The sequence below is a fragment of the Kitasatospora sp. NPDC005856 genome (genome assembly GCF_040629945.1).
Lineage (GTDB): Bacteria > Actinomycetota > Actinomycetes > Streptomycetales > Streptomycetaceae > Kitasatospora.
The window spans coordinates 21,783-33,534 of the sequence record NZ_JBEXWT010000068.1 but is presented as its reverse complement, the minus strand read 5'-3'; the positions used below and the strand labels follow the sequence as shown (position 1 = coordinate 33,534).

Here is an 11,752-nt window from a genome sequence, read left to right as displayed (position 1 = left end):
GCTTCTCCCTACAGGGTCTTCATGATGTCGGCGACGGTGTCCTGCGCGTAGTCGAGTTCGGCGGCCAGGTTGATGCCGTTCTCGCCCGCGTTGTCCACCGTCTGCTTGATGCTCTTCATCAGCTCCGCCAGGTCCTCGGTCGCCCGGTCGACCTGGTCGTGGTACTGCCTGCCGATCTCGTCGTCGCCGCCGACCCTGCTGTTGCGGGTGTTGACGGTCTCGACGTCGCTGATGACCTGGTCGATCAGGAGCGACAGCTCGTGGAACTCGCCGAACCGTCGCTTGAGCTCCTCGGTCTTGGCGAAGACGTCCTGCCTACTCACGGAACTCGTCCTGTCGGCCGGCCCGGCGGCGCTCCGCCTCGGCCTCGGTGTCGTGTCCCGGCTTCATCGCCCGCAGCGGCTCCAGCAGCCGGTCGAGGCTGCTGCCGCCGCTGAGCGAGAGCCGCAGCGCGTCGCCCACGCCGTCGAACTGCCGCATCGCCCGGATCACCTGCTCGCCCATCGCGGCCCGGGCTTCGTTGAGCAGGTCGGTGAGCAGCCTGCCGAGCTGGGCGGGGGCCATCTCCTGGTAGCCGGTGGTGTGGAAGGTGAGGGCGAGCACCTGGCCCTGCGGGCCGACCTTGGCGGTCACCATCCGGTCCTTCGAGGTGACCGTGGCGGAGGAGCGGGCGAGTTCGGCCTGGATCTCCTCGGCCTTCCGCTGCTGGACCCTCAGGGCCTCCATGGCCTGCTCGATCTCCTCGCTCATCGAGCCGAGGAGGCCGTCGGGGCCGAACGGGTCGGCGGTCGGGGGCACGGTCATCGGGATTCCTTTCCTCCGGCCGGGGCCGGGTGTCGCGGGTCCTGCGGGGGGGTGCGGTGGTCAGCGGCCGATGACGCCGCTGACCGCGGTGCTCTCGGTGCCCCACACCTCCTCGTCCTCCGCCAGCCAGGTGGTGCGCTGACGGTCCTTGTCCTTCTGGTTGGGCGCACCGGCGCCCGCGCCGGGCGGCATCATCGGCGGCATGCCGCCGGTGGTGGCCGTGCCCTTGCCGGTCAGCGCGTTCCTCTCGGCCTCGGCCGCCGCCCTGGCCGCGGCGGCCTTCTCGGCGGCCTCGGCCGCCTCCGCCGCCGCCCGGGCCTGGACGGTGTTCGGGTCCCCACCGCCGGCCAGCGCCTTCGCGCTCATGCCGCTGCGTCCGCCGGGCATCAGGCCGGTGCCCGAGTAGCCGCCGAGGCCGAGGCCGTCCGTGTCGCCGGAGCCGCCGAACGGCGAGCCGCCGGGGAGACGGGTGTAGCCGGAGCCGGGCCCGCCACCGCCGATCAGCCCGTCGCCGTCACCGCCGCCGAAGCCGCTCTCGAAGGCGTGCCGCTGGTCGGCCAGCAGCTGGGAGAGCTCGGAGACCGGCCGGCCGTCCGGGTCCAGCAGGGTGCCGTCGCCGTCGACCCGGGAGCCGGGCTCCACCAGGACGGGGTTGCCGTTCCGGTCCAGCACGGGCCGGCCGTCCGGGCCGATCACCCGGCCCTGGTCGTCGACGTGCGAGCCGGGCGGCACCTTCATGTGCTCGCCCGGACCGGTGCCGACGGTCGCCCCTCGCGGGACGGTGATCGGCTTGCCGTCGGCGCCGAGCACCGGCTTTCCGTCCGGCCCGATCACCTGGTGGGTGGTCGGGTCGATGTGGCTGCCCGGCGGCACGGTGACGGGGTTGCCCTGACCGTCGAAGACCTGCTTGCCGTTCTCGTCCAGCACGGGGACGCCGGAGCCGACGCCGGGGAAGCCGGAGCCGCCACCGAGCCCGGGAAGGCCCGAGCCGCCACCGAGCCCGGGAAGGCCCGAGCCGCCACCGAGCCCGGGGAGGCCCGAGCCGCCACCGAGCCCGCCCGGCCCGCCGGTCGGGAGGCCGGAGTCGGGGCCGCCGCCGGTGAGGCTCCTGAAGCTGTCGCTCATCCCCTTGAGGTTGTCGTTCATCCCCTTGTTCATGGTGGTCAGCGAGTCGTTCATGTTCTTGTTGAGGTCGCTGAGGTTCTTGCTGACGTCGGAGAAGGGGTCGCTGCCGCCGCCCAGCGGGTCGTCCGGCGCCGCCCGGTAGGGAGGCTTGGGCGCTCGCACGTGGATGCCCTCGGCCAGGCTCTGGATCGCCGGCCCGTAGGCGTTGTCGAGGGTCTTGGCCGCCGTGCCGGCGGCCTTGTCGAGGATGTCGGCGACGTTCTTGAGCCAGACCTCCTTGGCCCGCTTCTCGGCCTGCTTCCAGAAGTCGTCGCCGTGCGGGTCGCCCCAGGCGGTGGTGACCCGGAAGTCCACCGTGCCGCCCGCGACCGCGGTGCCGTCGTTGTTGGTGCCGCTGAGGCCCTCGGAGACGGTGACCTTCGCCGTGGACATCCCCTCGACCAGGGCCGCGAACAGCGGGTTGACCGGCCAGGCGTCGCGGCTGTCGCGGTAGGCCTCCTGCCCGTTCCACATGGTGAGGACCGCCTGGCCCATCGCGTCCCGCGCCGTCCGGAGCAGGGTGTCGACGTGCTTGTCCTGCAGGGCCTTGGCGAGGTTCTCGACCTTGTGGCCGAAGAGGTCCAGCATCGTCCGGAACACGCCGGCCGCCGTGCCCTGCCAGTCGGCCCCCGGCGCCGCGACGTCGGCGGTCCAGCCCTTGATCGTCGGCACCCAGGTCTGCAGCAGCTGCTCGGCGCCCTTCAGGGTCGACACGGCGGTGTCGAAGCTCCAGGGGCTCATGCTGTCGTTCTCGTAGGGCGAGTGGGCGAGCGGCATGAGGGCGTCGTAGCCCTGCCGGATCCACTTCCCCAGTTCGGTGCCCTCGTCCTGGAACTGCTTCCAGTTGAGGTTGCAGCCGATCACGTGGCTCCACGGCTTGCCCAGGCCGTCCGTGTAGTTGTACGACCACCAGACGTCGTAGCCCTCGTCGCCCCCGGTCTGCTTGAAGTACGGCAGGGTCTCGTACCTGTGGTTGGCGATCCACTGGACCTTCTCGTCTCCGGTGACGGCGCTGCGCTGCAGGAAGGTCGTCCGGTCGGAGGGCGCGAACGCCAGCAGCACGGATTCCCAGGTGTTGGTGGCCATCTGTCACAGCTCCAGGGGGCTTTCGGTTCGCGGGCGGGGCGGGCCGGGGAGGGATCCGGCCCGCCCCGCTGTCGGTGGGCGGCGAGGGGGCGCCGCCGGGCTGCGGGCCGGTGCGGCCCGGCGGGCGGACTACCTGGTGCCGCCGCCGGGGCTGAGGACGTCACTGACCAGGTAGATCATCTCGGCGGCCGCCAGGGCGTCGTCCCCGCCGTGCTTCAGGGCGGTGTCGGCCGACGCCAGGTCGTCGATCATCGCCTGGACCTGATCCTCCAGCGTCTTGAACTGGTCCTCCAGCGCCGCGCAGTACTTGGTGAATCCCTCGCGCAGCGTCTTGCCGCTCGGGACCACCGCGTCGCGACCGCCGGGCAGGAGCTTCGCGTAGTCGCCGGAGAACTTGCCGCCGCCGATGCCGAGGACGAACTCCTTGAGCGCCACCCGCGAGGGGTGGGTCTTCAGGTCCGCCAGCATCGCGGTCAGCTTGGTGTGGGCGAAGTCGAGCAGGAAGTTCTCGGTGACCTTGAAGCTGTCGGCGTCGTCCTTCTCCTTCTGCTCCTGCTTCTCCCTGGCCTCCTTCTCCTTCTGCTTCCGCTTCTCCTCGTCCTTCTTCTTCCGGTCCTCTTCGGCCTTCTCGTCCTCGGTCACCGTGACTCGCCCGGCCGGTCAGAGCTTGAACCTGGCGCCGGCCGACTGGTCGGACTCGCGGATCATGAGGTGCACCTCGTCCAGGGCCGCCGCGGCCTTGGCGATGTCGTCGGTCATGGCGGAGTCGGCGGAGGACAGGAAGTCGGCGTACCCCTTGCCCGCGGTGGCGTACTCACCGTGCAGCTCGTGGCCGAGGCCCTGGGTGAGGAAGGTACGGGTCTGTTCCATCATCTCGTGCATGAGGACGCCGTGCTGGCGCAGCATCGCCGCGGCCTCGTCGATCTGCTGGTGGTGGAGTTCGATGCTGCCGTCTGCCATCGTCGGTCTCCTTCGAGCGGCTGTGGTGGTTCCGGCCCTGACCCGGCCGGTGGGTGTGCCCGCGGTGTCGCCCGCCGGCCGGCGTCAGCCGGAGCCGGTCAGCCGAGTTCCCTGAGGACGGCGTCGCCGGCGCCGAGGCTCGAGACGACGCGGACGGACTGCTGGCCCGAGTCCTGGATCAGGCCCGAACCGCCGACGAGCAGGTCGTGGAACCTGGTGTACTGCTCGCGCACCTGGGCGTACCTGGCCTGCCAGTCCTGCATCTTCTGGCAGAACACGGCGCTGGCCTCGGCCCTGAAGTAGGTCTGGACCTGCTCGACGATGTTCTGGATCTGGCGCTGGGTGTGCTGCATGTGCGTGTCCTGCGTCGCCACCGTGATCAGCACCTGCTGGACGACCAACGGATCGTTGAGCATGCTGTTGCCGGCCATGTGACATCCCTTCTCTGTGGCGGGCGCCGGCCGGTCGCCGGTGCCTCGGGTGGGTCAGGGGTCCGCGGCCCGGCACACTGAACGGACGCGCGGTGCCCGGGGGTTCAGCCCCCGCAGGGGTTCGTTGCGGCGGTCGTGTCGACCACTCCGCCGCCGGTCAGGGCGGCCGGGTCGAGGCTCGGCCCGGTGGGCAGCAGGCCGAGCAGCCGGGTGGGGACGGCCGCCGGGGCGGCCTTGGTGTAGCCCAGGAGCTTGACGGTCGCGGGCGAGGGCAGCGGGTACTTCACCCCCGTGTCCGTGACCAGGTAGAGGGTCGAGCCGGCGCCGGAGCCGGTGACGGCCCGCGCCAGCGAGCCGCCGCCGGGCCGGACCACGATCCGGTCGGCGCCGTTGCAGGCCGGGGCGACGCCCGGCTGGACGGCCGGGGGCTGGCCGGCGACGGCGGCGGCGTCCACCAGAGCGACCGCGACCACGGCCGGCCCGGCGCCGGGCCGCAGTTCCGCGCAGGGCACCTGCCCCTCCCCGACCGTCGCCAACTGCGGTGGCCGGCCGGGGAGTTCGGCGCCCGCCCAGGCGGCCGCCGCGGCGGCGGGGGCGAGGTGCGCCGCGAGATCCGCCGGGCCGACCGGCCCGGGGGTGACGGGCGCACCGCCGTAGGCCTCCTGCTGGGTGCGCGGATCGCCCTGGACGAGCTGGTACAGCGTCTCCCCGAGCGGGACGAGCCCGTCCTCGGCGAGCAGGTAGCGCTCCCCGCCCGGGCCGGTGAACAGCTGGCCGATCCGGGTGGGCCGGCCGGCCAGCGCCGGGCCGGCGCCGCCGCGCCCGTGCGGCTCGGGCGCCCTGAGGTCCGGGCCGACCGGCAGGGTGTCGAGGAAGCCGGCCGTCACCGGGTACGGCACGGCGCCGCCGTAGCCGAGGGCTCGCAGCCCGCCGGCGTCCAGGCGCAACCTCCTTCCACGCCATACCAGTTGGGGAACGCCGTCCGGCCCGGCCAGCAGCACGGCCCGCTCGTCGGTGAGCGGGCGGCTTCCCTGCCGCAGACCGATCGCCAGCGACAGCTGCGGTGCGGCCCGGGCACCCTGTGCGGCCCCGGGGGTCTGGACCGCGCAGGCCGACCAGTCGGCCTGGCCGAGGTCCCGCTCGGCCGGAAGGGCGTCGGGGGCGCCGACGAGGCCGACCACCGCCCCGCGCGGAACGCCGTCGAGCGAGGCCGCGCCGACCGTCGTCGAACGGAACCGGTCCCCGGCGAGCAGCCTGGCGCTGGCCTGGTTGAGCACCGGGCGCAACTGCCCGCCGGCGTACAGGTAGCGGGCGCCGCTCTCCTCGACCACCACCAGCGTGCCGGGCTTCTTCCAGCCGGTCGCGCCCCCGGGTTGGACGAGGCCGTAGACACCGGCGCCGACGCCGATCAGCAGGCCGATGGCGAGCCCGACCGCGGCGCCGCGGGTGGTCCGGGCGACGGGGGTGTCGGGCGCGTCCGGCTCGGCGCGCAGCATCCCGGAGGCGACCCGGCTCATCACGAACAGGTGGGCCTGCACCTGGTCGCGTCTGGACTGCATGGGACCTCTCCCGGGATCGGTGGTGGGGACGGGCGCGGCGGCGGGCGGGGCGTCAGCCGGCCAGGCCCCGCATCAACTGGTAGAAGCCCAGGGTCTGTAGCGCGAGGGGCAGCAGGGCGAAGGCCGCCAGGGAGTGCAGCAGGTCGGCGGCGCGCCCCCAGTACGGCAGCAGCCGGCGGCCGGGCACCGTCCACGCGACGACCAGCAGGACCGCCGCGACGCCCAGCAGCGCGGCGACCAGGGTGAGCCGGTCCTGCCAGCCGGCCCGCAGGCCGAGCCCTCCCGCCAGCAGCACCAGCCCGTACAGGCCGGGCAGCAGGACGGCGAGGCGCTGCCGGAAGCTGCCGATCTCCCGGGCGTGCAGCAGGAGCAGCACGGCGAGGTCGGCGGCCGTCGCGGCCGGGCCCCAGCCGTCGGCACCCGCCAGCAGGGTCAGACAGACGGCGCAGACCAGGCCGATGCTGCCGAGGAAGCCGGTCAGGTAGCCGTCCGCGACATCGCCGCGGGCGAGGACCTCGGCGGCCGGGAAGGGCTCGATGTCCTCCTGGAGCTCCTCGGCGTTGCGCGGCAGCGCGGGCACCCGGAGCCCCGCGATCTTGAAGGCGAGGCCGGGCGCGAAGGCCCCGGAGAGCACCGCCGCGCAGGCCAGGATCGCCGCGGCGTGCCCCGGCGGCACCTCCTCCAGCGCCAGCACGCCGGCGCCCGGGGCGACCAGGGCGGCGAACAGGACGGAGAGGAAGAACGGCGCCGAGGCGCCGGTCACGGCGAGGGCGAGCACCGCGGCGCCGGCGCCGGCCGACCCGCCGGACAGCAGCCGGTCCGTGCCGTCGAGGCCGGGCACCAGGACGGCGGCGGTGACGGCGTAGCCGATCGCGGCGGCGCCCAGGGCCGTGCCCGCGGCGCCGTCGCCCACCGTCCGGGCGGCGCCGCCGGCCCCGGCCAGGAGCAGGACGGCGCCCACCGCGGCCGCCGCACAGCGCAGGTGGGCGGGGCCCGGCAGGAGCAGCAGCGCCAGTCCGCCGGCCAGGGCGACCAGCGCGGCGGCCACCGCGAGGTGGTGGGTGAGCGCCGGGCGCCAGGAGTCGCGGCGCTCCAGCATGCCGCTGCGCACCCCGTCCACTAGGTCGTCGAAGTGCACCGGGGGCAGTTCGGCGGTGCGCGGGCGCAGGAACAGCTCCTGGCCGTCGCGCAGTCCGAGCGCCTCCAGCGTCAGCTCCTCGTCCAGCGGCTCCTCGCCGACCCGCTGCAGGACCCAGCCGGAGTGCTCGGCGCCGGCCTCCTCGGTCTCGGCGCCCGCGTGCCCGAGCACGCCCGGGAGGAGGTCCGCCAGGACCACGTCGGAGGGCACGACCAGCTCGAACGCCGAGTCGGGCGCACGGAACCTCAGTCTGCACAGGCCGGCCACGGCGCCACCACTCATGCGTTCCCTCCCGACGGTCCTCGGCTCTTCGCCCGGCTGCACGGAAACACCGGGGGCCGCGGTTCACCGGGACGGGCACCGGTTCGGTGAACCGTTCCCGGGCCCGGTTCCGTGCCCCGGGCGGAAACGTCATCGTGTGAGGAGGAGCCCGTTGAGTCAGGTCGTGGTCGAGCGTCCGCCCAGGCGCTCCGGGCCGGAGATGCCGGACGGCGACATCCAGCTGCAGGAGCCGCCCGGGCTGCCGGAGCCGCAGAGCGGGCTGTCCACCGTGCTCACCATGGCGCCGATGGCGCTGAGCTCCCTGTCGATGGTGTTCATCGTCCTCAACCCGAGCACCTCGGGCGGCCCGCTGACGTACGTGGCGATCGGCATGATGGCCCTGTCCGCCGTCGGCATGCTGGTCACCCAGCTGATCCGGGGCGAGAGCGACCGCAAGCGCCAGCTGCGCGGCGAGCGCCGGGACTACCTCCGCTACCTGTCGCAGATCCGCCGTCAGGTCCGGCGCCACACCGTCAAGCAGCAGCGGGCGCTGGCCTGGCGGCACCCGGAGCCCGCCGCGCTGGCCTCGATGGTGCGCACCTCCCGGCTGTGGGAGCGCCGGGCGGCCCACCCGGACTTCGGCGACGTGCGGATCGCGGTGGGCGCGCAGCGGCTGGCCGTACGGCTCGCCCCGCTGGCCACCAAGCCGGTCGAGGACCTGGAGCCGCTGAGCGCGCACGCGCTGCGGCGCTTCATCCACGCGTACGGCACCCTGCCCGAACAGCCGATCGCGGTGCACGTCCGCGGCTACGCCCACGTGCTGCTACGGGCGGACGCGGGCGAGGAGGCCGCCTCCCCCGACGGCGACGCGACCGGTACCACCGGACCGGCCCGCGCGCTGGCCCGGGCGATGGTGGCCCAGCTGGCCTACTTCCAGGCCCCCGACGAACTGCGGATCGGCGTGGTGACGGCACCCGAGCGGCGCGCCGACTGGGACTGGCTGAAGTGGCTGCCGCACGCCCTGCACCCGGACGAGACCGACGGCGCCGGCCCGGTCCGGCTGGTGGCCGCCTCGATGGTGGAGCTGGAGCAGCTGCTCGGCACCGAGTTCGCCGCGCGCGGCCCCTGGGAGCCGGATGCCCAGCCGGGCCGCGAGGAGCCGTACACCCTGATCGTGGTCGACGGGGTGCGGCTGCCCGCCGCCGGCCGGGCCGCGCTGGCCGGCTACCGCAACGCCACCGTGCTGGACGTGGACGACGCGCTGGAGTGGAAGCACGCCAAGCACCGGCTGCGGCTGCGGATCACGGCGGACGGCGCACTGGAGCTGGTCGGCACCGACCGCGACCGCAAGGACAGCGTCACCGCGCTCGGCCGCCCCGATGCGCTCACCGCGGCCGCCGCCCGGCGCTTCGCCACCGTCCTCGCGCCCCACCGGCTCGGCGACTCCACCGACAGCGCCGAGCCACTGGCCACCGACTTCGACCTGACCTCGCTGCTGGGGATCAAGGACCTGCACCGGCACGACGTCCGCCGGGCGTGGGCCGACCGGCCCCGGGAGCAGCGTCTGCGGGTGCCGCTGGGCGTGGGCTCGGACGGCACCCCGGTGGACCTGGACATCAAGGAGTCCGCGCAGGGCGGCATGGGCCCGCACGGCCTGCTGATCGGTGCGACCGGCTCCGGCAAGTCCGAGCTGCTGCGCACCCTGGTGCTGGCCCTCGCGCTGACGCACTCCTCGGAGACGCTCAACTTCGTGCTGGTCGACTTCAAGGGCGGCGCGACCTTCCTGGGCCTGGACCGCCTCCCGCACACCTCGGCGGTGATCACCAACCTGGCCGACGAGGCCGCCCTGGTGGACCGGATGCGCGACGCGCTGCACGGCGAGATGATGCGCCGCCAGGAGCTGCTGCGCTCGGCGGGCAACCACACCTCGCTGGTGGACTACGAGGCGGCCCGGTCCTCCGGCGCCAAGCTGGACCCACTGCCCACCCTGTTCGTGGTGGTCGACGAGTTCTCCGAACTGCTCGCCGCCCACCGGGACTTCATGGACCTCTTCATCATGATCGGCCGCCTCGGCCGCTCCCTCGGCGTGCACCTGCTGCTGGCCTCGCAGCGCCTCGACGAGGGCCGGATGCACGCCCTGGAGTCCCATCTTTCGTACCGGATCGGTCTGCGCACCTTCTCCGCCATGGAGAGCCGCGGCGTGCTCGGGGTGCCGGACGCCTTCCACCTGCCCTCGCAGCCCGGCAACGGCATCCTGCGCAGCGACATCGCCACCCTCAGCCGGTTCAAGGCCGCCTACGTCTCCGGGCCGTACCGCCGGCAGCAGCCCAGCACCGAGCGGCAGGCGGCGGCGGCCGGGCAGATCCTGCCGTTCGGCACCGAGTACGCGGCGCCCCGCCGACAGCCGGTGGTCGAGGAACCGGAGCTCCCGGAGGAGAGCGAGCCGGAGACGACCGCCCGCACCCTGCTGGACCTGGCCGCCGAGCGCCTCACCGACGCTGGCCCGCCGGCCTATCGGGTCTGGCTGCCGCCGCTGGACGTGCCGCCGACCCTGGACGAGCTGCTGCCGCCGCTCTCCCCCCACCCCGAGTACGGGCTGACCACCGCCGGGTGGCAGCTGCGCGGCGGGCTGTCGGTGCCGGTCGGCGTCGTCGACCGCCCGTTCCAGCAGCTGCGCGACCTGCTCACCGCCGACCTCTCCGGGGCCGGCGGCCACGTCGCCGTCGCCGGCGGCCCGCAGAGCGGCAAGAGCACCCTGCTGCGCTCCCTGGTCACCGGCCTGGCCCTCACCCACTCCCCGCGCGAAGTGCAGTTCTACTGCCTGGACTTCGGCGGTGGCGGCCTGTCGGCGCTGCGCGACCTGCCGCACGTCGGCGGGGTGACCGGCCGGCACGACCCGGAGCGGGTCGGGCGCACCATCGCCGAGATCAACGGCGTCATCGCCCGCCGGGAGCAGAGCTTCGCCCGGCTGGGCATCGACTCGGCCGCCGCCTTCCGCCGGCGCCGGGCGGCCGGCGACCCGGCGCTCGCCGACGACCCGCACGGCGACGTCTTCCTGGTCGTGGACGGCTGGAACACCGTCCGCCAGGAGTTCGGCGAGCTGGTGCAGATCCTCGGCCTGATCGCCGGACGCGGCCTCAACTACGGCGTCCACCTGATCATCACCGCGACCCGCTGGGCCGAGGTGACCAGCGCGCTGCGCGACCAGCTCGGCACCAGGTTCGAGCTGCGGCTGGGCGACAACGTGGACTCCGTGATCAACATGCGGGCCGCCGCCACCGTCCCCAGGATCCCCGGCCGCGGGCTCACCGACGAGGAGCTGCACTTCCTCACCGCGCTGCCCCGCATCGACGGCACCGGCGGCACCGACGACCTCGCCGACGCCGTGGCGGACCTGGTGGAGGCCGTGAACGAGCACTGGACCGGCCCGCGCGCGCCACAGGTGCGGATGCTCCCGCTGATGCTGGAGGCCGCCGAACTGCCCGCCGCCGAAGGCCGGCTGCGGGTGCCGATCGGCCTGGAGGACCGCCGGATCGCGCCGCTGTGGCACGACTTCGAGGAGACCCCGCACCTCGTGGTGATCGGCGACAGCGAGTCCGGGAAGACCAACCTGCTGCGCCTGCTGATCGACGGCATCACCTCCGCCTACACCCCGGCCGAGGCCCGGATCATGCTGATCGACTTCCGGCGCGGCCTGTTCGACTTCGTCCCCGAGGAGTACCGGGTCGGCCACGCCGTCGCGGTGGACGTCCTCAAGCAGGTCGTCCAGGGCGCGGCCCGGGCCATGGAGGGACGGGTGCCCGGCGAGGACATCACCCCCGCCCGGCTCAGGCTCCGCGACTGGTGGACCGGCCCCGAGCTCTTCGTCGTCGTCGACGACTACGACCTGATCACCGCTCCGATCACCGGCCACCCCTTCGCCCCGCTGCTCGACCACCTCGCCCAGGGCACCGAGCTGGGCCTGCACCTGATCGTGGCGCGCAGCGCCAACGGCGCCGCCCGGGCCATGAGCGACCCGCTGATGCGCCGGCTGCTGGACGTCAACACCCCGGCGGTGCTGCTGTCCTGCCCGCCCAGCGAGGGCGTGCTCTTCGGCAGCGTCAAGCCCCGGGAGCTGCCGCCCGGCCGGGCGCTGCACATCAGCCGACGGCGGACCGTCCAGCTGCAGACCGCCAGGGCTCCCGAGCCGGAGGGGGCGGAGCGCACCTGAGCCGACCCCGGTACGGGACCGCCGGACGCCGCCGGTTCGCCGCGCGCCCGGTGAACCGGGTGCCCGGCGATCCCGTGTAGCTGGGCGAGGTCCGCCCGTGCGGGCCCCGACGACCGACCAGGGAGGCAGACGCCAATGG

9 protein-coding genes are annotated in these 11,752 nt (G+C 74.1%); 1 reads left to right on the top strand and 8 read right to left on the bottom strand.

Features of this window, described 5'->3' with window-relative positions:
- Positions 1-8: 8 nt before the first annotated feature.
- From ABZ449_RS30945 to eccD, 8 genes are all read right to left on the bottom strand, one after another.
- Positions 9-323: a hypothetical protein gene (locus ABZ449_RS30945; RefSeq protein WP_360352781.1), complete on the bottom strand. Its 315-nt coding sequence runs from the start codon at positions 321-323 to the stop codon at positions 9-11.
- Entirely contained in the window at positions 316-804 is a 489-nt protein-coding gene (locus ABZ449_RS30940) for a YbaB/EbfC family nucleoid-associated protein (RefSeq protein ID WP_360352779.1), read from the bottom strand. The genes ABZ449_RS30945 and ABZ449_RS30940 overlap by 8 nt, the downstream gene beginning before the upstream one ends.
- A gap of 60 nt (positions 805-864) precedes the next feature.
- Positions 865-3,054 (bottom strand): hypothetical protein, encoded by a 2,190-nt coding sequence (locus tag ABZ449_RS30935; protein ID WP_360352778.1) that lies wholly within the window; start codon positions 3,052-3,054, stop codon positions 865-867.
- Positions 3,055-3,183: 129 nt separating this feature from the next.
- Positions 3,184-3,696 carry a hypothetical protein gene (locus ABZ449_RS30930; RefSeq protein ID WP_360352776.1) on the bottom strand — a complete coding sequence of 171 codons (513 nt, stop codon included), beginning with the start codon at positions 3,694-3,696 and terminating at the stop codon, positions 3,184-3,186.
- Between the two features lie 18 nt (positions 3,697-3,714).
- On the bottom strand, positions 3,715-4,014 hold the full coding sequence (locus ABZ449_RS30925) for a hypothetical protein (protein WP_360352774.1): 300 nt from the start codon (positions 4,012-4,014) through the stop codon (positions 3,715-3,717).
- Between the two features lie 98 nt (positions 4,015-4,112).
- Positions 4,113-4,445, bottom strand: coding sequence for a hypothetical protein (locus tag ABZ449_RS30920; RefSeq protein ID WP_360352772.1), 333 nt, complete (start codon positions 4,443-4,445; stop codon positions 4,113-4,115).
- A gap of 104 nt (positions 4,446-4,549) precedes the next feature.
- On the bottom strand, positions 4,550-6,004 hold the full coding sequence (eccB, locus tag ABZ449_RS30915) for a type VII secretion protein EccB (RefSeq protein WP_360352771.1): 1,455 nt from the start codon (positions 6,002-6,004) through the stop codon (positions 4,550-4,552).
- 52 nt (positions 6,005-6,056) lie between these two features.
- On the bottom strand, positions 6,057-7,424 hold the full coding sequence (eccD, locus tag ABZ449_RS30910; protein WP_360352769.1) for a type VII secretion integral membrane protein EccD: 1,368 nt from the start codon (positions 7,422-7,424) through the stop codon (positions 6,057-6,059).
- Positions 7,425-7,623: 199 nt separating this feature from the next.
- Here eccD and eccCa point away from each other — a divergent pair, with 199 nt between their 5' ends.
- Positions 7,624-11,613, top strand: a complete 3,990-nt coding sequence (gene eccCa / locus ABZ449_RS30905) for a type VII secretion protein EccCa (RefSeq protein WP_360352786.1) — start codon at positions 7,624-7,626, stop codon at positions 11,611-11,613.
- Positions 11,614-11,752: the final 139 nt, after the last annotated feature.